Genomic DNA, 22,859 nt, shown 5'->3' with positions numbered 1-22,859 from the left:
GTGCATAGATAAGAACTATGGCGGGAAGTTTATTTTTAGCTGTTAACATATATCAGGGAACAGGGAAATAAATTGATTATTTTTATACAAATCAGACCAGCTACCATCCATGAATCAGCTAACTTCACTCGACACGCCCTTCGAAATAAAGCTTAGTTTTGAATCTGTTATAAAAAATCTTGAAAAACGGGCTGCCGACCCGGCCAATGAATCACAAAAGAGCGACAGGGCTTTATTAGCAGAAATCAAAAATAGTCCTGAATTAATAAACGGAATTACGGATGAAGTACAGATCAGAAGAAATGAAGCCCTGATCCAAAAGCTAATGGCCGGTTTTTTTCCGGCATTACTTACTCAAAATGAAATAAAAGCAGTCAACATTCCTTACACGAACCTGAACTTTAATCTTACGGAAAGATTTAAAAGTATACTTTCTGCGGCAGGCCCTGATTTTAATTTACAGATCAGGGATTTTGATGAAAATCAATCCTATGTTTTTAGCTGCTGCATTATACTGATTGGGTTTTATCGCGCCAGGCTTAATATCGGCAAACCTTTATTCTATGCAATACCTACCAAGAATGGTATTGTCAAATATTACAGAATATTGTACAATACTGAATTCATGGAAATTTTACCCACTGAAAAATCAGTAAGGTTATCTCAGGAAGATATTGAACGGCTGATCAGCAATTATGATGATCTTGATTTATGGAAAGAAAAATTTCCAAAAGGGAGCTGGATATTAAGAGGCTTTTCTATCATGACCTTGTTTGATGCCACTGTTGAAATTGCCGTTTCTATTTTAAAAGAAAATCTGCTCAGTAAAAAAACAACCGGTTTCAGGCAAACCGTTGAATCCATTTTTCAGTCTATTTATCAGATATCTGATATAAAGGTGGGATTTACGGCATTTATTAAGAATGAAAATCGGTTTACACCGGATACTTTTGGCCGGCAGATTCATAGTTATCTCCTGCATGATAACCAACATGATGAAATGCAAAAACTTTTGTGGTCCAACTTCTATCACAATCTGACTGATAACAAAGCCTATTTTGCTATTTCAGACACCATGAGCTTTTTAAAAGCAAATCCTGAAAATCATTTGGCCAAACATTTTGCATCCCGGAATATCCAAAGTTTTATTTTAGCGCCGGTTGTCAAAAACCATCATTTGTTTGGGATCCTTGAAGTGGTCTCTTCTACCTCCGGAGAGTTTAACAGTATCAATGCCAATAAGTTAGAGGTTGTGCTGCCTTTCCTGACAGATACTATTGAAAGGTACGCAGCTGAATTACAGAATGAAATACAGGCCGTTATACAAAATAATTATACGACAATTCATAGCAGTGTATACTGGAAATTTCATGGCGAAGCGCAAAAACTGGTGTTTAATTTACAACGCGAAAAGGATTATACATTAAGAGAAATTGTCTTTCATGACGTCCACCCACTTTATGGCCAGATTGATATCAAAGGATCATCGGATGCCAGGAATTTTAGCATACAAAAAGACCTCACACACCAGCTTGAAGTTTTGTTAATCCTTTTTCAGGATATTCGTAATTCAGGTTATCATACAGAAAATTTTGCGGAGGAAGAACAACAAATAAAACAATATCTGGACGAATTACTATTGCCGCTTAAAGCCAATACCGAACAGTATATCAATTTCTTTCTGGATTGGACAATTCATTCTCAACTGAAAAATATCACCCAGCCTGAGCTGTTGCCTTACATCAGCAGTTATTTCCAGGAAACTGGTAAAGCTGACGGTAATTTTCATAACAACCGAAGGAAGTATGATGTAACGATTACAACGATTAATGAAAAATTGGCCAATGTCATTGATATGCACCAGCCGGAGGCACAGGCGGCATTTCCGCATTATTATGAAAGATTTAAATCGGATGGGATTGATCATAATCTGTATATAGGGACATCTATTTCCCCGAAAAAAGAATTCAGCTTAAATAAATTACAGGAACTGCGTTTCTGGCAGCTTCGCGTTCTTTGTGAAATGGAAAGAGCGCACTTTAATTTCAAATCCGAACTTCCTTACCCTCTGGATGTTACCACGCTGGTGCTCGTTTATCATTCCACGATTGACATCAGGTTCAGAATGGATGAAAAAAGGTTTGATGTTGATGGTACTTATAATACAAGGTTTGAAATTGTAAAAAAACGGATTGATAAAGCGTGTATAAAAGGAACAAATGAACGCCTCACTCAGCCTGGCCTTCTGGCAATTGTGTATTATATGGACGAGGAAGAAAAGGAATATTCCGGGTACATAAATAGACTGCAATCCATGAATATTTTGCAGGATGGAATAAAAAAACTGGAAGTGGAAGATTTACAGGGGATTCCCGGTTTAAAAGCGCTGCACGTACGCATAAATCATCAGGTTTAAAATTACTTTCTCGTATCGTACGCAGCAACCAAACCTTCTGCCAGCGCGGTATGCCCGGTTCGGATACGTCTCAAAACCAGCATCTACCAATCAGGAAAACTTTGATTTAACGAAGGATCTTTGATCTGAATGATACCTGATTGCTTCATAATTTCTACACATCATTTACGATAGTGTTGACCAGCATAAATTAAAACCATATACGTGTGTTGAAAAACGCTGCTTTTAAAGCATAAATAACGGGAACAGGAATTGAAGGGCAGGAAATAAAAACTTCTAACATCATGGCAACAACAGAAAAGAAAACCGAAAAGAAGACAGAGAAAAAAACTGATACCAAGAAAAATAAACTTGGAGTGAAAAATTCCCTGGTAAATAATATAAATGCGAAAAAGAAAAAAGGAGAATCCCATAGTAAGAAAGACTCAACCGTATCGAAGAAAAATTACGATGATATGGAAGATAATTGGGATAAAAAGGACAAAAAATAAATATCGTTATGGCAGAATTCAAGATATCAGAAGCTACTCAAAAAGGTAAAACCTGGAAGGCAGTAGGAACCAATCCGGTAACCGGGAAAAAAGTTACGTTGCAGGGAGGCCAGGAAGGCACACCTGTGGGAGATGATAATCCGAAAAGCGAAAAATCATTTGATGCAAGGCATGACGCGACCGGAATGACACCCAAGAAATATATCAATAAACTCCGGTGGGACAATAAAGCAGACATGGGAAGTACGGTTGATATTCCCGACAAGCTTTTTTCGGATACAAAAAAGAAGAAGCCGGATTAAAGATTTTTGGCCAGGTTTTATGTCTGGCTTTACAAGAAAACAAGGATATGGACTTTGCAGCCATATCCTTGTTTTTTAATATAAAAATTATTTTCCGGTAATAACAAATAACCGGCGTGACTACTCTTCCGGAAAATCGGAGTATATCCAGATTCGTGTAACTATGACCGGTCCGCATGTCAGACCGGTTTATTAAATGGATATAGTCGGATATTGCAATTGTCCTCCAAATAAATCATTTTTTTAAATGCTTATTTTCCAAATAGATATAAACTACATCTATCAATAACCAGCATTTTAATTTAATAATTGTTAATCTGCATTACCGTTCGCTAAATGGTGAAATTTAACAGTATTATTTACATTATATTTACCTGTTTGGTCAATTAACAGGGCAGCCTTCCTGATTTTTCAATCTCAAACACTCTCATAAATACTCCTATCAGTTTCACTAATAATTCAAATAAAACTTATGAAGCAATTTCTTCCTCTCGTTGTGTTTCTTGCAATTCTGTTTGGCTGTAAAGACAAAACCGACACGCCCATAATTCCGGCTGCAAAAGTTGATTTTACAATTTCCCAGACAGAAGTTTTTCCCCTTCAGGTTGTTAAAATTGTTCTGACCGATGCTTCCTCTCAAAAATCACTTAAGGGTAAGATCGGCACCGTAGATTTTGATGCAAACCAACTTGATACAAAAACATATGCATTTTTGATACCTGCTACACTTATTCAAGGAACATATGACCTGCAGATAACCGATGGGAAAAGTTCATTACCCGTCAAGGTAAAGGCGGCAAAAGTGATAACCAATCCTGGCGATTATACCCAAACTCAATTAGATGCAGCAAAGAGTATATTAAATGGCCGGTTAAAATCTATGCAGGATTCATTGGTCAGGAAAAATATAACTTCGCAGCAAACTGTAAATCAGGAGAGAGAGATAATAACAACTAATCTGAAAATTGCTTCCGACAGGTTTAATTTGTTATCAGAAAAGGAAAAGAGAAAATGCGTTGCTATTATAGAAGCAAACAGGTTGCTCTTTGACGAGGCTAATCAGGCATTGAGTGATGTTAACTTTCAAATAACTAAAACTCCAAATGGCAGAACTACAGTGCTATGTTCAGATGGAACGTCTCTCGAAAAAGTAAAATGTCAGATTTCAAATTTTTCTATTGGACTTAGCAAGATTAATGAAGCAATTCAAAGTCTGGCTATTCCGGCTGAATTTAAAACTGATCCATCCATTATGGCAGCTTTGTCAGTTCTGAGTAACGTAACCGGATTAGAAGCAATGATTGAGGCTAAAAATATTGGGGACAAACTCGTTAAAATCCCATATATCTTAGCGGATCAGTCGATTCAGATCACAGCTAACAATGAGCCCGTTACTGATTTCACCTTTAGTTCAGGTACTGAAATGTCCCTGAATTTAGGGATTGAGGTTAGGAATGTTCAGGACGCTATGGATTCAGGTTCTGCCAATACGCTTAATAAGGATTTTGTCGAAAACTTAAAACAATTTATTTCTAACTGGGATCAGTATATCGGAAGTACACTTACGGACAAACCGGGTTTTGCTCCGTTAACGAAACAGATCATTTCACCAGAATCCCAGGCAGATATATCAGTTGAGGTAATCGGGAATGCCAGTGTTACCAACACGTTCTCTTTTAAAGATGGTATCCTTCATCTTACTTTTACCAACACCAGTACGACCGATCAGACATTTGACTTTAAGATTACTTACAAATATGATGGAAGTGAGGCTACAGTAACCAAAAAGGCGGTAGTAGCAAAGTCAATTTTATTAAAAGACACAACCTGGGACATTATCGTTGTTTATTCTGCTGCCCTTTCGTGGCATGCTCATGTCACATTTAAGGCAGACGGCTCAACAATATACGAGGAACCCGAATATCCGGGACAATATACCTCATATGGTGAATGGACACTTACAGGTAACAAAATTCATTGGATATTGGATAAAGCAAGAGCAACCAACTGGACATTTGATGGGACAGTTCAGGACAATAAAATCAGCGGTACATTTGATTCCGGTAAGAGAACCTGGACAGCAATCAAATTATAATTATGCCATCCTGCGAATCAGTGATTATTTCCTGTTAAAAAAACATGATTAAACGTAAAGAGCGGCTTTTGAGCCGCTCTTTACGTTTTTCAAATTAAAAAAATTGAGTTTGAGTTATAGTATATAAAAAGCATCGGGTTCGTGAGTCACAGGAACATATTCATCATTCATCATTTGTTTCAGGTCGCGTTCAATCCCTCTTGAAATTGTTAGAACGGGTGTATCCGTAGGTTTATTTTCAAACGGATCCTGCAAATGAATCGCCATTTTTTCGATCAGGAAAAAGCATGCAGTAATTACAACCAGCACCGGCACCATCAGAAACCCGAAAATTTCAACAAGCCCGAATGGCAAAAGAAGCAGGAAAAAGTGCAGTGCCAGGTGGATATATAAGCTGTATGTCGATGGGAATACAGTGTTTTTGATCCTTTCACATTTTCCCATAGAATCACAAAGACGGGTCAGCGTATTATCAATTTCAATCTGTTGGTATGGATTCACCCACCCTTGTTTCAGTGCATTTTTAAGATCCCTTGAGTGCAGCTGTATGAGCCCGATATGTTTGTTGTCGTAGTCTTTCACGTATTCGTAATCCTCTTCCGATACGAATTTTTTTATTATCGGCATCGGGTCTTCTTTTCTTAACCCTTTTCCTAAAGCATAACACCAGGCTATTTGTCGTTTGATCATGCGGTGTTTGAAAGGCTGAATGGTATCCGGTTCATACGGATCGTCAATCAATCCTAGTATCTGCCGGCCAAGTGTACGTGAATCGTTCACAATTGCGCCCCAAACAATACGAGCCTCCCACCATCTGTCGTAGGCCTGGTTAGAACGGAACGCGAGCAGGAGCGAAATGATAGTTCCCAAAACCGTATGCACCGTCATAGGAATGGAAATATTGGTGATATGGAAATTTTGATATACAATTTCTATAGCAATACCATAAATGGCAACAAACAGTATTTCATACTTTATCTTTCCATATACATACCGGATTGGAATGTTCTTTTTTAGTAGCATAAATAATATGGATTATATTAATGTTGATTGAAATGTATTAGATAACATGTTTAAGATCTGACAATGAGGTCTCCCTGATCTGGTCGGTATTGATGAGCGGAAGGCCGCATTTTTTGATAACAGGCAGCGCATCCAGGCTGCTTTTACTTAATTTGGGAATACCGTAGCTTTCCGAATAAGCAATACAGTCAGCTTCGTTGTAATCCAGGAAATTTTTGAACGAAGCAAGCCTGCTGCCGTAGAAAAACTCAATTGTGATACTTTTCAGTTTTTCACTGTAAATATCCTTCAATATTTTACACTCATTCCGGAATGATTCGGAAACAAATTCGTACTCTTTCTTTCTGTAATTTGAAAAAAGCAAATCCTGAATATCATCCGCAACATGAAAAAGGTGCGTAAAGATAAACCTGACCTCTTCTTTGGAATCTCTTACCATTGCTTCCGCAACATGAATAGATTCAACATTGAAATCGCTGGGAATTATCACAGTTTTCATAATCTTATCGTTTTGATTAACAATGCTTTTAAGTCAAAATGTTGACAATACAATGTTACGCCGGGCTTATTAGCACGAGCTAAAAACAGGATTATAATACGATGAGGAAGTTATTAGAATGAAATTAGAATATTAAAATGAGATTAGAGACCTCAGTAGCTGACTGGAATATAGACAATGAATTTCGTACCAACGCCCACAGAACTGTTTACAACAATACTTCCCTGATGCATTTTTATAATGTTGTTTGTCAGTGGAAGGCCAATTCCATATCCCTTGTATTTAGCCGTGTTGGATGCCCGGAAAAAGGGAACAAAAATCTGCGCCATTTCGCGGTCAGGTATGCCGATACCGTGATCTGTAATTTCAACTACGACATGTTTGTGATCTGCTGAAATAGTGATTTCCACGGGTTTATTGTCCGAATATTTACAACTATTCAGAACTATATTGGTAAAAGCCGCACGAAGTAAAGTTTCATTGCCGATCACGACCAGTTTGCGCTCGTCTTCCGGCATGTCGTCAAAATTTATTCCAACATTGTTTTTAGGGATAATCTGGTCAACGGTTCCTTTCACAGACAAAACAAGTTCGTCTACCCGTAGTTGGTCCCACTGATCTTTTTTACCATCGAAGCCGGTTTGTGCAAGGCTAAGCATACTGTTGATCAGATGTTCCAGTTTTTCCGATTCCCTTAAAATGGTTTGAAATGAATCATTGGCGACACCCGTTTGCCCGGTTTGCGATAGCCCCAACTGTGCTTCGCCACTGATAATTGTGAGCGGGGTTTTAAATTCATGCGAAGCATTGCTGACAAAATTATTCTGGATTTCAAAAGTGATTTCCAGGCGGTTCAGCATATTGTTAAATGTCAGGGAGAGATCTGTAATTTCATCCTTACTGCTATCATCAATAATGAGCCGCTGGTGCAGGTTATGCGCATTGATCCCATTCACATTCCTGATAATACGGCGTATGGGAAGAAAAATTTGTTTGGCAAAAAGCTTCCCAAATGTAAAAACAAAAACCATCGCTATCAGGAAACCGATAAATAGCAGCTTTTTTAAGTTATGCATTTCTTCCAGGCCGTAAAGATCTACCGCCGAAGAAATGATCATGATATTTTCGTTTTTTCGGCTTAACCTCCTGCCGACATATGAAGTATCTTTCTCGAAAAAATCAGCGGAGCCGGTTGTGAAGATCTGGTTGTAAAAGGTTTCCGGCATAGGGAGTTCCTTTTTAATTTTTTTCTCCTTGTCAAGCTCATTGTCCCGGATAATCCTGTGTTGCTCATAAGGCAGATCGCCCAGATGTTTTTCCTTGATGTCGTAATAGACAGAAGTCTGCAATTTATTTTCTTCCAGAGCAGCATGAGCTACGATGTTGGAGCGTACTTCAAGCCTGTGCAAAAAGCTTTTGGATGTGCTTTCCGACGCAAAAATATATATAAAAATACTGAGCGCCAGAATGATTCCTGCCGTCAGCAGCGTAAAAATAAGTGCAATTCTATTTTGGATCTTCATAAACCTGTCGCATCACATAACCCATTCCAAAAATCGTATGAATAAGTTTTGTACGGTGATCTTTGTCAATTTTTTTCCTTAAATAATTAATGTAAACATCCACCACATTGGTGCCCAGATTAAAATTAATGTCCCAGACGTTTTCCAGGATTTCCATTCGGTTCAGCACTTTGTTCTGGTTGGAAAGAAAAAATTCCAGAAGCCTGAACTCCGTGGCAGTCAGGTCAATAGGCGAGGAGCCTCTTGTTACCGTTTTGGTAATTCTGTCCAAAACGAGATCACCGATTTTCAATGTATCCGACTGGCTTTCTTTTTCCTGATCTTTTCCGCGCCTGGTCAGCGTCCGGATACGCGCTTCCAATTCTGCCAGTTTGAATGGTTTGGTCATATAATCATCTGCTCCCGCATCCAGTCCGGATACAATATTTTCTGTCGTGCTCAAAGCTGTAAGCATCAGGATTGGCGTTCCGGTATCTGTCTGGCGTATTTTCCGGCACACTTCCATACCGTTGATAACAGGTATCATCAGGTCAAGCAGAATAATATCAAATGTGTGTTGCAGAGCCATTCGCAATCCCGACTCGCCATCCATCGCAATGCTGATTTCATGTCCCGAAGCTGTAAGACTTCTTTGAATCAGGGATATCACACTTGGCTCGTCTTCTATCAGCAATAACTTCATAAATGCAATGCAGGGAATTTAAATATGAGTATTGGCCCCGTTTGGTTAAAATATATCACAAGTTTGGCACCAGCTTGAAATCAATCCGGATATTGCCAAATCTAACAAATTTATTAGTTTGAAGATAGAGATCATCATGAGTTCTTTCGTTGAGACAGCCGATATCAATAGAACCCGTGATCAAGTCTGATATATTATTAATATAAAAAGACAAGTCCACTCATTTATCTGGGCGTTCTCTCTCTGCCCGCCGGACGGCTGGTTGCTGGTTTGGCTGCATTTTGCCTGGACGATCCGTTGTCCGGTCTGCTTACCGACGGCCTGCTTGTAGCCGGACGGGAAACCGCTGGCCTGGTTACAGGCCGGGTGGGAGAGGGATTTTCATTTCCTGGCCTTGTGACCGGCCGGGTAGGTGAAGTATTGCCATTGCCAGGCCTTGCATTTCCTGGCGTGGTGACTGGCCGGGGCGTTGTGGTGTTTTCGCGGCCCGGCCTGGTTACAGATGGACGGCTCGTTACAGGTTTGTTTATTACCGGCCTTCCTGTTTTGTCAAATGATGGTAACCTGTTTCTGCCTGTGGACAGGTTCGGATTCTTTTTTCTGGAAGCACCAAAACCTTCTTTCGCCGATCCCGGCCTGGAATAGGTTTTTTTGTAGTCCCCGCGCTGGTTGCGGTTTATTACATATACTGAACTGGAACGCATACCACCGGAGTAATACCGCTGACGCCATACCGGATTTCTGTAAACAACCGATCTGCGGTAATGGACATTGTAATAGTTGTGCAGATTATAGTGGTAGCCGTAATAATAATGCCAGTACTGGGGCCTCCATGGATGCCAGTAAGACGGATAATAATTCCAGTGCCAGGGCGAATGCCAGATTATATAATTCGGTACAAAAATATAGCGTATCACCGGCCAGGTGTCTATCTGGTAACTGACATTGTTACGAACCACAACGTTTTGCTGATTATTAGGTGTGTAACCCGGATTTGGTGTAGAGCCGCCATTATCAGATGTTTCAGAACCGGGCTCAATGATGTAATCCTTTCCATACAGGTCTTCGTCGCCAATCAGCTGGATCTGCACCTGTCCGTCTTTATCTTTGTCTACAATAAAAACGGCTACATCCTGATCTTCATTTTCATTCACTGCAACTTTAAGTGATATATAATGAACACCATCCTCCACCTGATCATTTACTTTGATATAGTCCGTATTGTCATCCCCGTTTAAGTCTAGATTATTGATCTGTGATGATTCTTCATTCAGTGCTTTTTCAAATCCTTCTAGTGTTTCCGATTCCTGAAAAAGTTTTAAAGTTGCGTACAGGTTCAGGTTATCTCCGGGAAGATCAAGTTTTTCCTGCTCCGCCTGCGCAAAAGTTTTTCCTGTTATCAGAAATGTAATAATGGACAAAATCAGAATTGTATGTTTCATAACAACGAGTTTTGCAGATAAAAGTAATTGCTGTTCAAAGATTCACTATTGTGCAGTGCATCCGGGAAGTTAATAAACAATTTCGACAAAAGGGTTCAGGTTTGGAAGCAGTATTTAAGAATTAATCTATCAGATCACGCGATGGATAATTCTCCTGGAAAAATTAAAATACGAATCCGGTAAAAAATATGGTGCTATTTTTTGTGAAAAGCTTTTCATCCGTTTAATAAGTTTCTGTTAATAAATGATCTGCATCTATAATATATCGAGTCTTTTCAGTAAGTTTCAATAGGATTAATTCTGGTTCTTAAATAACTATTTTTCCTGAATGATATTTTATCATTACAATTATTATCAATTCATCCGATTTAATTTGGTTTGATATAAAAATTAAAGTAAGATTATTAATAATATAATTTTCATGAATAATTAAAACGTAATGAATTATGAAGAAAAATTACAAGCCTGGATTGTGTTCGTTCCTGATTTTATTTTTTGCTTTAAGCTATAATTCCTTTTCACAGGATAATCCTGATGTGCAAAAAAAGGTAGATTTGAAAAACGAACTGAATCAGGGCAGGCTGAAAACTCCGGGTGATACTGCATGGAAAAATATAGAATTCGGTGCCAATCTGAATCAGGGATCATTCAGTTCGAACTGGACAGGAGGCGGGGTTAATTCCATTGCACTGGGTTTATTTTTTAATGCATTGTCCGAAAAAAATCAGGTAAAAATGCCTGGCGAAATGATTTCCAGTCACAATATGGTGTCGTCAGAAATAAAGGACAGCAAAGCAGAAAAAACGTTGACCGGTTATTTTTTGATACCAAATATAACCGTGATCTGACGAGCAAATGGAGCTTGTTTGCGAACGTTAATTTTCTTTCACAGTTTGCCGCCGGCTATAATTACTCAGATATTGATGACAGTAAAAGAAAAGTTTCTTCACTTCTTTCTCCCGCTTATTTAACAGAAGCAATTGGAATAGAATATAAACCGGTTCCTTATTTCTTTATCGACTTTGCTCCCGGTGCTTTGCGTCAGACAATTGTGACGGATACTGATTTGTACGTAAATACTCCGGATCAGAAAAATTATGGTGTTCCTATTGGAAAAAAGATCCGGACAGAAGCAGCACTGATGCAGATCGTCGCCAATTTTGATAAGGATATAGCGAAAAATGTAAATTTGAAATTCAGATATCTGATGTACGCCAATATAAAACATCCTACTAATATTGATGATCGGCTGGATGCGATGATAACAGCGAAGATCAATAAATTTATCAATGTCAACCTGGGTGTAATCCTGGTGTATGATCAGGATCAGAGCAATACAGTTCAGTTTGCACAAGGACTGGGTTTTGGATTTTTATATTCAATTAAGTGAATCTGATTTAAAAATAATTTATTTCACATCAGTAAAAAACCCTTCCCGAAGCTTCGGAAAGGGTTTTTTACTATAATAGCACGCGTCCGGTTTATTGTAAAATGTAATATCAGATCATTCGAATTGAAAAGTTGATTAACTTTTATAGGAATTAGAATTGGAAACGCTGAGTAAATCCCGTATTTCAGTAAGCAGAATTTCTTCTTTTGTGGGTGCCGGAGGCACACCAGGTGCATCAGCTTTTCCGCGCATCAAACGGTTCATGGACCTGATCAGTAAAAAGATAATAAAGGCCAGAATGGTAAAGTCAATAACGATCGTTAAGAAATTTCCGTAAGCAAAAACCGGCCCGAGTTTTTTTGCTTCTGAAATCGGAAGTCCGGTTGTGATCTTGTCCGAAAGTGGGACGTACAGGTTACTGAAGTCAACATTCCCGATCACCCTGCCAACAAGCGGCATGATCAGGTCATTCACTACCGAGTCTACAATCTTACCAAAGGCGGCACCGATAATTACCCCCACTGCCAAATCCATAACATTACCCCGAAGAGCAAATTCTTTAAATTCTTTTAACATAATCGTAATCGTTGAGTTTAAAATGATAAAAAATCAGATTGCGTTTTACTATCATTCTAAGGTAATTAATTCATTTAATTATTTGATATGAAATAATAAATGATAACAAATTATTTTCCAATTCAATGAAATATTAGTTGAGTAATTTTAAATACATTTTTAATATTTGATACGGATACAATTAATAATTCTAAATATTTTTAAATAACTAATATGTATATATTTTATAAATTTATTTTTAACTTATTATAGAATTAGTTTAATGTGATATTATTTTAGAATTAATTATATACCGGTTAATAAGTTTTTTATATAATAAATGTTTGTCTTGTTTTAACTTAAAAAAATGGGATTTATATTAATCGTATCTATCAAACCGTATTTGTCTTTTATGCTTTATTAAAACTGCCGTCATATATTAAAAAGAAATCATGCGATTAAAGTTGGTGTATGATGTGAACCATTCAGTTCTGACTCATTCTTAAACTCAACAGAATATCATGAAGAACATTCTACCTATTCTTTCGCTTATTGTATGTGCCGGATTATGTTTAGCCCAAAATGCGTCATTGAAAGAAATCAATGATTTTGCTGCAAAAACCGGCGCCATTCCAACCATCGACAAAGCAACTAACTCGCTGAGTTTTTTAAGGTTCCCAAGTGGAAAGGCACTGAAAATAACGGGCGCCACAACCGGAGAAAAGGCACTGGCTTTCCTGAAACAAAATTCAGGTTTATTTGACATACAGGCTGATAAAGATTCTTATCAGGTAAAAGAAAATAAAAAAGATAATTATGGATTAGAACATGTTGTATTGCAGCAGTACTACGAAGGAATTCCGGTTTATGACGGGATTTTAAAATTTCATTTTGATAAAAACGCAGGACTTTCGTCTTTGAACGGCAACTTTATACCTGTCAGGAAACTGGATACCAAGGCAACGGTAACCGAACAAGAAGCTGCAAGAGAGGGCCTTAAACGTGTGACGAGCCAAAAATTAGGAAATTATAAAGTGCCTCTGAAAGTAATCAGGACAACTTTATATGTATTTCAAAAGGGTTTGGCGAGAGGTTTTCAAGGTACCAGGCACCTGGTTTATGAAGTAGAAGTCCGAAATGATACAGACGTCCGGGAATTTATTTTCATTGATGCGCACACCAAAGCAACAGTGGAGCAGTTTACGGGAATACACAATATCGTCCACCGTGTTTTGTACGAAGAATCGACCGATACTAAAAAGTGGGAAGAAGGAGACGCGTTTCCGGGATCGCTGAGCAAATGGCAGCAGTCGGAAGTGGTAACATCCGGTCAGATTTACAATTTTATGAAGAGCGCGTTTCATTACGCTTCTTACGACAACAAAGATGCAGCGATGGTCACCATCAACAACAACCCGGACGTGGCTTGCCCCAATGCAACTTGGAATGGGGTATCAGCAAATTTTTGTGATGGCACAGCTTCCGACGACGTCATTGCGCATGAATGGGCCCATGCATATACCGAATATACGAGTGAACTGATCTATGCCTGGCAGCCGGGAGCCATGAACGAAGCCTATTCGGATATTTGGGGAGAAACCGTAGACCTGTTGAATGGTTATATGGACAATGGGGAAAGTAATGTAAAAAGAACGGACTGCGGAAGTTCGGACCGCTGGCAATTAGGCGAGCAGGCAACTGCATTTGACGGTAGTATCAGGGATTTATGGGACCCGACCTGCAAAGGCAATCCCGGAAAAGTGACGGGCGAGGAATATCATTGTGACGCCTGGGATGTAGGTGGCGTACACACGAATTCGGGGGTTTTGAATCATGCTTATGCATTACTTGTGGATGGAGGGACTTACAACGGACAGATGATCAGAGGGTTGGGTTTGACAAAAGCGGCACATATTTTCTGGCGTGCACAAGCTAACTACATGACCCGAACCACCGACTTTGCAGCGCAAGCCGACATTCTGGAAGCAGCATTGAGCGATCTGACCGGTATTAATCTGACAAAATTATCAACGGCCGATACATTGCATTTGGCTTCGGGTAAAATTATAACACCGGCTGATGCAGCCGAACTGGCAAAAGTGATTGCGGCAGTGGAGCTGAGAGCAGAGAATAACTGTAATTTTCAGCCCATACTTAAACCCGTTGCGGAAATCTGCAATGGTGGCCAGCCGGATCAGGCTTTGTTTTATGAAGATTTTGAAGATGGCCTCAATGGATGGACGGTATCCAATACCGCAGGTTCAGCAGACTGGATACCGCGTAACTGGGTTCTGGACGCTACACCACCGGACGGACGAGGCGGAAAGGTTGTTTATGCGATTGATCCTGCAATTGGAAACTGTACTACTTCTTCGCAGCATGGCGTAATTTCTTTGACTAGTCCCGTTATAACAATTCCTGCTGGTGCATCAGGGCCATTTAATCTGGCTTTTGATCAGTATATCGCCACGGAACCAGATTTCGACGGGGGAAATATCAGCTACCGCCTCAATGACGGTGATTGGGCTTTGGTGCCTGCTTACGCATTTACTTCCAATAGTTACAACACAGCTTTATCGGCTTTTGGAGGTAGTCCGTTACGGGGCCAGCCGGCTTTTTCAGGAGTTGACGAAGGTTCAATCGCTGGAAGCTGGGGCCAGAGCAGGATTGACCTTTCAAAACTACGCCTGGTACCTGGGCAGTCCATACAGTTTCGCTGGGATTTTGGTACGGACGGATGTTATGGCCTGGATGGCTGGTATATTGATGATGTCCGGGTTTATTCCTGTGCTTTACCTTCTGTTCAGTTTGTTTCAAGATTTTCGGTTGTCAGTGAAGCGGAAGGAAACCTAACGGGTTCTTCTCCGAATGAATGTTTGAATTATGTAGATAAAATAGTGACGGTTAAGATTAATAAAGCGCCGTCAGCACCCGTGAATATTACATTAAATCTTGCCGGAACTGCCAAAATGGGACCAACTGCGGATTATACGATTTCTCCATCCACTTTTGTTTTGCAGGCTGGTAAACTTTTTCAGGATGTGATAATTCGTATATATAATGATGCTTATCTGGAACAAAAAGAGACCATAAAACTAACTTACAGTCTGTCAACAACTGGTGATGCTTTTCGTGCGGCCGGTAACCAGGAACATAGGATGACGATCGAAGATGACGATATTATACAGGGACCGGCTGATTCAACGATCGTTTTACTTTCAGAAAACTTTAATGATGCATTATTGCCGCCGGGCTGGGAAATTGTGGGAGGTGATAATTATCCTTACTCCTGGACGGTCATGTCGGAAAGTTATCAGTTGGATAAGAATCAAACACCGTTTTTAATGGCAAGCAGCAATGATGCAGGAAATACATATCTCGACGTAAGTGTCGAAACTGCACCGTTTAATACTTTCGGTTTTTCTGATATCAACATTTCATTTGTTGAGTATTTCGGGGTTCATGAAGGCGGATTTAATGAGCAGGGAATATTAGATGTGTGGGATGGAAGTGCATGGCATACGATAAATGTGCAAAATGAGGCAACCGGCAATGTTGGTGCATGGAATGGGCCTGCTCCCAAAAATATTTCTATTCCAGCCCAATATGCTAATGCTGCAATGAAATTACGTTTCCGGTATATTGGCCGGGATGAATATTGGTGGGCAATTGATGACATCAAAGTAACGGGGCACACGCTTGCACATATTTCAAATACTGTTAGCAGTGCGCCTGACGAAAAATACCTGGGGCCTAACGGGACTGTTTATTTTCATGATCCTGAAACCGGTAATCTCATGCTGAAAATCAAAAATTTAAGTAATCATGATTACGGTTGTACTTCCGTCGCCATAGACCGGGTTGGGATTGATGAAACCGACTGGGTTGGCCCGTATCATATTACCAGTAAAACTTTCGTGGTAAATCCGACCCACAATAACCCAAACGGCAGATATGAGATCACGCTGTATTACAGGCCATCGGAACTACCCAATTTTGATGGTATTGTATCCATGGGCAAAAGTGAAGGCAGTATTGCAACGGGTAATTTGGAAAATAGTTCGTTTGAACTGGTTCGCAAAGAAATTGTACTCCACTATGACCTGGCTTACACTGCAATATTTAATTCCGGTTTTTCCGGCTTTGGCTTGTCGGACGCATCGCCCATTACCGTGATCAATGCGCAGCTTCCTGTAAAAACTGCCAGGCTGAACGGATCGTATTCAACTGAGGGAAACCTTTTAAACTGGACTACGACTTCCAACACAGGTCGCCAGTATTTTGCTGTTGAAAGAAGCAGTAACGGACGTGATTTTGTTGAGGCGGGAAGGATAGAAGACAACGCAAATTCCGCAATTGAAAACACTTACAAATTTACTGATTCGAACCATCCGAAGGGAATTAGTTATTACCGGATTAAACAAATTGATAAAAATGGCAAATTTGCTTACAGCCGGATCATTTCCATCGAAGCGCTGAATGTGACCGAACTTAAATTTTTCCCTAACCCGGTTCAATCTACGCTGACTGTGGAACTGCCTGACCCTGATTTGAGGTCAGTGGATGTGAAAATCATTAACAACGCCGGACAGGAAATATTTAATAAAGAAAAAGTGAAAAGCCGGAATGGCAGCCTCAGTCTGGAATTCGGGCAAATACCTTCCGGAACTTATCAGGTAATACTAACGGCTCCGGAACAGTCTGAAAGGCATCGGTTGGCCCAAAAGAAGAGTTATCATTTGTCAGTATTAAAATTGTAAGGGTATCTGCGTATATGCATTAGTGTTCAAATTCTTATTTAACTCAACTGCTATATCATGAAATATAAACTACTAACTTCTTATCTTCTGTTATGCACTTTAGCATGTTTTGCTCAAAATGCAACGAAGAATGAAATCAATTTATTTGCGGCGAAAACCGGGGCTGTTCCTACTATTGATAGAGCAACTAATGCATTAAGTTTTTTAAGGTTTCCGGCTGGAAAAGCACTGAAATTAAGTGGTGTTACAGCGCAGGAAAAAGCTTTTACTTTTATAAAACAGCATCAGGGCTTATTTAATATACAGCCTGAAAAGGATTCTTATCTGGTTAAAAAAATAAAAAAGACAATTTTGGTTTGGAACACATTGTTTTGCAGCAGTATTTCCAGGGAGTTCCCGTATTCGATGGCACTTTAAAATTCCATTTCAACAAAAGCTCAGACCTTGCGTCCCTCAATGGTAATTTTATAACAGTTGGCAGGCTGAATACTATTCCCTCTTTTTCAAAAGAAGAGGCGGCTGATATTGCCATCAAACTGGTAACACAACAGAAGCTTGGTAAGATCAAAGCACCGCTTTTTGCTAAAAAAACAGAGCTTTATGTTTTTCAAAAAGGATTGGTACAAGGTTATAAAGGCGCCCGGCATCTGGTGTACGAAGTTGAGGTAAGAAATGACAAAGATATCCGGGAGTTTCTCTTCATTGATGCGCACTCAAAAGCAACTGTGGAGCAGTTTGAAGGGATGAGTTACCTGCACCGGGTTTTGTACGATTCAGAACTGGACGACGAATACAAAAAGTGGGAGGAAGGAGATGCTTTTCCGGGCGAACTGGACCAGTCACAACAGGTGGAAGTTATTGCTTCCGGCCATATTTACAATCTGATGAAAAGCGGGTTTGGTGTCAATTCTTACGACGATAAGTACGCGAAGATGGTCATTATTGACAATGATTATAACAATGATATCCACTATGCTGGCTGGAATGGTGTTTCTGCTGGTTTTTTTAGTCCTCCGAGCGATGAAGATGTGGCCCACGAATGGGCACACGCCTACATGGAATACACAGGCGGGGTTATAAATGAGTTCCAATCCGGTAACATCAACGAGTCGTATTCGGAAATATGGGGAGAAACGGTAGATCAGCTGAACGGCTACCTGGATGAGGGAGAAAATAATGCAAAAAGAACCGCTTGTGAAAGCTCAACCCGTTGGGGAATAGGTGAAAGTGCAAATAGTAATAAGGTGTATAAGGATATGTGGAACCCGGCCTGTAAATATCACCCCGGTAAAATGTCTGATGATTTTTATATATGTGCCACACAAACAGAGGATTATGTATATTCCAATACGGGTGTGTTAAACCATGCCTATGCACTGCTTGTAGACGGTGGAACTTATAACGGACAAACGATCAGGGGATTAGGATTCACAAAAGCAGCCCATATTTTCTGGCATGCACAAGCCAATTATATGACACAAACGACTGATTTTGCTGCTCTGGCGGATATGCTGGAAGCTTCCGCAGCTGATCTGGCAGGGATCAATCTCTATAAGCTTTCTACTTCGGATTCGGCACGTGTGTTTTCTGGCAGGATCATTACTGCCAGTGATGTGGCCCAGGTTGCAAAGGTCATTGCCGCGGTAGAACTTCGGAATGAAGACAACTGTCCTTTTAAACCGGTTCTTGAACCAACTGAACCCATTTGTATCGGCGCATATCCGGACCATGCAATTTTTTATGAAGATTTTGAATCCGGGTTGAATGGCTGGTCTGTTTCAAATACCGGATTGTCGGATCAATGGGTACCGCGCAACTGGGTTTTGGATAATACGCCACCGGAAGGGAATACCGGCACAGCCTTTTTTGGTATTACCAAGATAGGCAACTGCATTGGGGATGGTGGCGTTATGAATCTGATCAGTCCCGTTATTACAATTCCGGCTGGTTCCGAAGGGCAATTCAGTATGTCTTTTGATCATTATGTATCGATGTATGACAGTGACGGGGGTAATATAAGTTACAGGATCAATGGTGGTGACTGGATATTGGTGCCGGCTTATTCTTTTACAGCAAACGGTTATAATGAGGTAGTGAATATAAATGATTCCCATAAGAACCCATTGGAAGGGCAGCAAGCTTTTTCAGGGTATGATGTAGGGAAAGTAACCAGCTCCTGGGGCCAAAGCCGTATTGATCTGACATCACTCGGATTAATTTTCGGGCAGACAATCCAGTTCAGATGGAATCTGGGACTTAGTGCCTGTTACACGGGAGGCGAAGGCTGGTTTGTTGACAATGTTAGCGTTTATACCTGTACCATTCCATCGGTGCTGTTTGTTTCTGATAAAACCATTGTGAATGAAAGTGAAGCCGATCTGGCAGATCCTGTATCAGGCGAATGTTTAATTTATGCTGAAAAAATAATTACTGTTAAAATTAACCAGGCTCCTTCCGAACCTGTTACCATTACTTTTAATGAACCAACCGGAACCGCTACACAGGGCCCGACAGGAGATTACACCGTTACTCCGCATTCTTTTGTACTGGAAGATGGGAAATTATCACAGGATGTTGTGATCCGGATTAATAACGATGCTGATGTGGAAGAAGACGAAACTGATACCCTGAGTTATACCATAACAGGAGGCGATGCATTTGCCGATTCCTATAATCAGCAGCATATCCTTACTATACTGGATGACGATTACATTCCGGGCGAAGGTACTATTGAATTACTCTATGAAGATTTTAACGATACAATAATTCCACCTTCCTGGAGAGTCGCCAAACCAAGATATCCGTATACGTGGTCAACCGGCACTTCCGATGATCCCGAGACATACCTCGATCCGGACGGGCATCCATTTATATTTGTCTCCAGCGATAATTACTTACTTCAGCGGGATACGCTTAATACTACCATAGAATCACCTCCTTTTAATACGGTTGGTATGTCGGCCATAAACCTATCATTTATTCAACAATTTACCCATTACGGTGGTAATCAGCTGAGTATGGTCGATGTCTGGGACGGGCATGAATGGCGCAATGTACTTTTGCAAACTTCAAAATCAGAAATGGAAGGAATTGTCACAAAAAATATTTCCATCCCTATTGATTATGCAACACGGGGAATGAAAATCCGCTTTGGTTATGTTGGTTTTTCAAGTGGATACTGGATACTTGACAATATTAAGGTCACGGGCGAAATGGCAACAGAAATAGAAAGTGAAGTTACCCATACACCCGGTGCGCAATATCTTGGCCCATATTCCGAAGCTTATTTTTATGATCCTCTTTCGAAAAACCTGCTTGCCAGAATTAAAAATCTGAGTGAACATGATTATGGCTGTACCACAGTTGCCATAGATCGCGCTGGCGAGGATGAAACGGACTGGCTTGGTGCATATCATGTCACAAAAAAGACATTTAAAGTAACTCCGGCAATTAATAATCCAAACGGTAAATATGAAATCACACTATATTTCAAGGCCTCTGAACTTCCTAATTTTAATGGGTCGCAGATTGCTTCAATGGGTAAAAGTCCCGGTAATATTGGTGCCGAAAATACGACTGCCTCATTTGCGCAGGTTGAAATAAAAAATGCTTTTGAAAAGGATCATGCTTTTACAGCTACTTTTGACACCGGATTTTCAGGTTTTGGTTTATCTGACGCACCTCCGGGTGGCCCGCTGCCTGTTACATTGGTTAGATTTGAGGAAAAAAATACCGCTGAAGGAAATTTATTATTTTGGGAAACAACAGCAGAAGTAAATAACGACTATTTTTCAGTTGAGCGTAGTTCGGATGGCCTCATTTTTTCTCAGGTAGGAAAAGTAACGGGTGCAGGTAATTCCTCAGTTAAAAATAATTACAGATTTACGGATGCAGGTTTCCCAATTGGGATCAGTTATTACAGGCTGAAACAGGTAGACAAAGATGGTAAATTTGTAAACAGCCGGATCATTTCAATTAACGGCAAACTTAATAATGATCTGAAATTCTTCCCAAATCCGGTTCAATCCTTACTGACTTTGGAACTGCCGGATGTTGATTTGAAATATGCAGACGCAAAGATTGTGAATACAGCAGGGCAGGAGGTAACGATAAAAGAGAAGGTAAAAAGCACAAATGGAAGATTTACTCTTGAAATGGGACACTTACCACCCGGTATTTATCAGGTAATCCTATCCGGCAAAAAGAAAAATTATCACGTTTCAGTACTGAAACTATAACAATGCCACGGATACACGAATGGCCACAAATAATTAAATTCGTGAACATTCGTGCATCCGTGGCAAAACTAAAATCCATCAAGTTCTGTGCTGAAACTAAAACAATGCCACGGATACACGGATGGTCACAAACAATTAAATTCGTGAACATCCGTGTATCCGTGGCAAAACTAAAATCCATCACGTTTCAGTACTGAAACTATAAAAATGCCACGGATACACGAATGGCACAAACAATTAAATTCGTGAACATCCGTGTATCCGTGGCAAAACTAAAATCCATCACGTTTCAGTACTGAAACTATAACAATGCCACGGATACACAAATAGCACAAACAATTAAATTCGTGAACATTCGTGCATCCGCGGCAAGACCTTTAAACATTAGCTAACTAAAGGTAAATGCCAGACTAGATTTTGACTCCTAACGTCAGACGTAATACGTTGTTTTTTGTGTTGCTGTCTTTAAAAAAGTCTGTGATTCCCCACTCGTGAGATAAGTCCAGTGTAATCAGGCCGAATTCAAATCCAAGACCTGCGTTCAGGCCATAGGAAAAATCATTGATATTTTTTTTCGAGTACTGGGGAACACTGTTTCTATCCACTGCAAGAACATAATTGGCAACAGCACCCGCTTTTACATTGAATTTGAAAAAACCGCTGTTTGCCTTGGTTAAATATACACCGATCATTACCGGCGCTTTTAGCGAATGTAATCTTGGCCCGTCTAAAAGAGGAGCGTCCGATAAACTGTCTTTGCTTGTGAACCTTACCGATGAATTGAAATAATGCACTCCCGGCTGGATAAAAAATCTTTTCATATGAAAACGGAAATCCAGCCCGGCGTTCCAGCCAGTGCGTCCTTCTGCTTCGTTATCTTTAAAGTTTGCTTCGAAACCGGAAGCATGCACACCCACCATTGGAATTAACCACATACCTGAATTTCTGGCCGGAAGCTCGCCAAACCTGTCTTTTAACGTCAGCCTGTTTTCACGTGCTGATGAACCGGAAGCCGTTCCTGTTTCGACAGCATTCTGCTGCTTCGCTGTGGAATTATGTACAGATTCTGCCGGAGAATTTCCCTTTTGTGTTCCTCTTTGTCTCAGCCAGGCTTTGTAATCCTCATAATCTTCACGGTCTCTTCCTGAATATTGCTGTACAAGCGCAGGCTGAGGTTCCGCATTTTTCGGACGATTATAATCCGCCGGAACAACAATGTTGTTGATAATAATGGTAGGCTGTGACGATTGCTGCGGATAATTCCTGTATGTCGATTCCAATACTTTTTGTGTTACCTCATTGGTCATCGCAGCTCTGTTTGCATCACTTTCCATTGTATTCCCGCCATTTGTAATGGAGCTTTGCGTACTGGTCAAATCAGGTGCAGAATTGTTACTTTTAACAGAACTTGCCTGGATACTTTGCTGAACCGGTTCTACGGAT

15 protein-coding genes and 1 pseudogene are annotated in these 22,859 nt (G+C 40.1%); 9 read left to right on the top strand and 7 right to left on the bottom strand.

Annotated elements, in window-relative coordinates; genetic code table 11:
• The first annotated feature begins 109 nt into the window (after positions 1-109).
• From KZC02_RS02030 to KZC02_RS02015, 4 genes are all read left to right on the top strand, one after another.
• Positions 110-2,416 (top strand): hypothetical protein, encoded by a 2,307-nt coding sequence (locus KZC02_RS02030; protein ID WP_221392574.1) that lies wholly within the window; start codon positions 110-112, stop codon positions 2,414-2,416.
• A gap of 284 nt (positions 2,417-2,700) precedes the next feature.
• On the top strand, positions 2,701-2,907 hold the full coding sequence (locus KZC02_RS02025) for a hypothetical protein (protein ID WP_221392573.1): 207 nt from the start codon (positions 2,701-2,703) through the stop codon (positions 2,905-2,907).
• An 8-nt stretch (positions 2,908-2,915) separates the two neighbouring features.
• A complete protein-coding gene (locus tag KZC02_RS02020) occupies positions 2,916-3,209 on the top strand; it encodes a hypothetical protein (RefSeq protein ID WP_221392572.1) in 294 nt (97 codons plus the stop codon).
• A 472-nt stretch (positions 3,210-3,681) separates the two neighbouring features.
• Entirely contained in the window at positions 3,682-5,304 is a 1,623-nt protein-coding gene (locus KZC02_RS02015) for a hypothetical protein (protein ID WP_221392571.1), read from the top strand.
• A gap of 114 nt (positions 5,305-5,418) precedes the next feature.
• Here the strand turns inward: KZC02_RS02015 and KZC02_RS02010 are convergent, their stop codons facing one another.
• The 5 genes from KZC02_RS02010 to KZC02_RS01990 all read right to left on the bottom strand — a co-directional run bounded on the left by KZC02_RS02010 (position 5,419) and on the right by KZC02_RS01990 (position 10,473).
• Positions 5,419-6,327, bottom strand: a complete 909-nt coding sequence (locus KZC02_RS02010) for a bestrophin family protein (protein WP_221392570.1) — start codon at positions 6,325-6,327, stop codon at positions 5,419-5,421.
• Between the two features lie 37 nt (positions 6,328-6,364).
• Positions 6,365-6,826 carry a hypothetical protein gene (locus tag KZC02_RS02005; protein WP_221392569.1) on the bottom strand — a complete coding sequence of 154 codons (462 nt, stop codon included), beginning with the start codon at positions 6,824-6,826 and terminating at the stop codon, positions 6,365-6,367.
• A 152-nt stretch (positions 6,827-6,978) separates the two neighbouring features.
• Entirely contained in the window at positions 6,979-8,349 is a 1,371-nt protein-coding gene (locus KZC02_RS02000) for a HAMP domain-containing sensor histidine kinase (RefSeq protein ID WP_221392568.1), read from the bottom strand.
• Complete coding sequence (locus tag KZC02_RS01995; protein WP_221392567.1) at positions 8,333-9,031, bottom strand: response regulator transcription factor; 699 nt, start codon at positions 9,029-9,031, stop codon at positions 8,333-8,335. The genes KZC02_RS02000 and KZC02_RS01995 overlap by 17 nt, the downstream gene beginning before the upstream one ends.
• A gap of 224 nt (positions 9,032-9,255) precedes the next feature.
• Positions 9,256-10,473, bottom strand: coding sequence for a hypothetical protein (locus tag KZC02_RS01990; protein ID WP_221392566.1), 1,218 nt, complete (start codon positions 10,471-10,473; stop codon positions 9,256-9,258).
• A gap of 709 nt (positions 10,474-11,182) precedes the next feature.
• On the opposite strand from KZC02_RS01990, the pseudogene KZC02_RS31375 reads away from it, so the two are divergent.
• Both KZC02_RS31375 and KZC02_RS31370 read left to right on the top strand, forming a co-directional pair.
• Positions 11,183-11,320 (top strand): annotated as a pseudogene (locus tag KZC02_RS31375) (DUF3078 domain-containing protein); the annotation flags it as partial.
• Positions 11,321-11,335: 15 nt separating this feature from the next.
• A complete protein-coding gene (locus KZC02_RS31370) occupies positions 11,336-11,863 on the top strand; it encodes a hypothetical protein (RefSeq protein WP_229253956.1) in 528 nt (175 codons plus the stop codon).
• Between the two features lie 135 nt (positions 11,864-11,998).
• On the opposite strand, the gene mscL is transcribed toward KZC02_RS31370, so the two are convergent.
• Positions 11,999-12,439, bottom strand: a complete 441-nt coding sequence (mscL, locus tag KZC02_RS01980) for a large conductance mechanosensitive channel protein MscL (protein ID WP_221392565.1) — start codon at positions 12,437-12,439, stop codon at positions 11,999-12,001.
• A 500-nt stretch (positions 12,440-12,939) separates the two neighbouring features.
• On the opposite strand from mscL, the gene KZC02_RS01975 reads away from it, so the two are divergent.
• Genes KZC02_RS01975 through KZC02_RS01965 form a run of 3 tightly spaced genes read left to right on the top strand, consistent with a single transcriptional unit; the run spans position 12,940 to position 21,416 of the window.
• Positions 12,940-17,178: a M4 family metallopeptidase gene (locus tag KZC02_RS01975; protein WP_221392564.1), complete on the top strand. Its 4,239-nt coding sequence runs from the start codon at positions 12,940-12,942 to the stop codon at positions 17,176-17,178.
• Between the two features lie 57 nt (positions 17,179-17,235).
• Positions 17,236-17,595 carry a hypothetical protein gene (locus KZC02_RS01970; protein ID WP_221392563.1) on the top strand — a complete coding sequence of 120 codons (360 nt, stop codon included), beginning with the start codon at positions 17,236-17,238 and terminating at the stop codon, positions 17,593-17,595.
• A complete protein-coding gene (locus KZC02_RS01965; protein ID WP_221392562.1) occupies positions 17,535-21,416 on the top strand; it encodes a M4 family metallopeptidase in 3,882 nt (1,293 codons plus the stop codon). The genes KZC02_RS01970 and KZC02_RS01965 overlap by 61 nt, the downstream gene beginning before the upstream one ends.
• Positions 21,417-21,826: 410 nt before the next feature.
• Here KZC02_RS01965 and KZC02_RS01960 read toward each other — a convergent pair whose 3' ends face one another.
• A complete protein-coding gene (locus KZC02_RS01960; protein WP_221392561.1) occupies positions 21,827-22,792 on the bottom strand; it encodes a porin family protein in 966 nt (321 codons plus the stop codon).
• Positions 22,793-22,859: the final 67 nt, after the last annotated feature.

This window comes from Dyadobacter sp. NIV53 (assembly GCF_019711195.1).
In the GTDB taxonomy this organism is placed as follows: Bacteria; Bacteroidota; Bacteroidia; order Cytophagales; family Spirosomataceae; genus Dyadobacter.
The sequence above is the reverse complement of the archived record's forward strand: the minus strand, read 5'-3'. Positions and strand labels throughout refer to the sequence as shown.

Excerpts from the sequence above, each read along its gene's own strand:
- KZC02_RS01970 (WP_221392563.1), top strand. The coding sequence starts at position 17,236 with ATGAAATATAAACTACTAACTTCTTATCTTCTGTTATGCACTTTAGCA.
- KZC02_RS02020 (WP_221392572.1), top strand. The coding sequence starts at position 2,916 with ATGGCAGAATTCAAGATATCAGAAGCTACTCAAAAAGGTAAAACCTGG.
- KZC02_RS01975 (WP_221392564.1), top strand. The coding sequence starts at position 12,940 with ATGAAGAACATTCTACCTATTCTTTCGCTTATTGTATGTGCCGGATTA.
- KZC02_RS02025 (WP_221392573.1), top strand. The coding sequence starts at position 2,701 with ATGGCAACAACAGAAAAGAAAACCGAAAAGAAGACAGAGAAAAAAACT.
- KZC02_RS01995 (WP_221392567.1), bottom strand. The coding sequence starts at position 9,031 with ATGAAGTTATTGCTGATAGAAGACGAGCCAAGTGTGATATCCCTGATT.
- mscL (WP_221392565.1), bottom strand. The coding sequence starts at position 12,439 with ATGTTAAAAGAATTTAAAGAATTTGCTCTTCGGGGTAATGTTATGGAT.
- KZC02_RS02000 (WP_221392568.1), bottom strand. The coding sequence starts at position 8,349 with ATGAAGATCCAAAATAGAATTGCACTTATTTTTACGCTGCTGACGGCA.
- KZC02_RS01990 (WP_221392566.1), bottom strand. The coding sequence starts at position 10,473 with ATGAAACATACAATTCTGATTTTGTCCATTATTACATTTCTGATAACA.
- KZC02_RS02030 (WP_221392574.1), top strand. The coding sequence starts at position 110 with ATGAATCAGCTAACTTCACTCGACACGCCCTTCGAAATAAAGCTTAGT.
- KZC02_RS02005 (WP_221392569.1), bottom strand. The coding sequence starts at position 6,826 with ATGAAAACTGTGATAATTCCCAGCGATTTCAATGTTGAATCTATTCAT.
- KZC02_RS02010 (WP_221392570.1), bottom strand. The coding sequence starts at position 6,327 with ATGCTACTAAAAAAGAACATTCCAATCCGGTATGTATATGGAAAGATA.
- KZC02_RS02015 (WP_221392571.1), top strand. The coding sequence starts at position 3,682 with ATGAAGCAATTTCTTCCTCTCGTTGTGTTTCTTGCAATTCTGTTTGGC.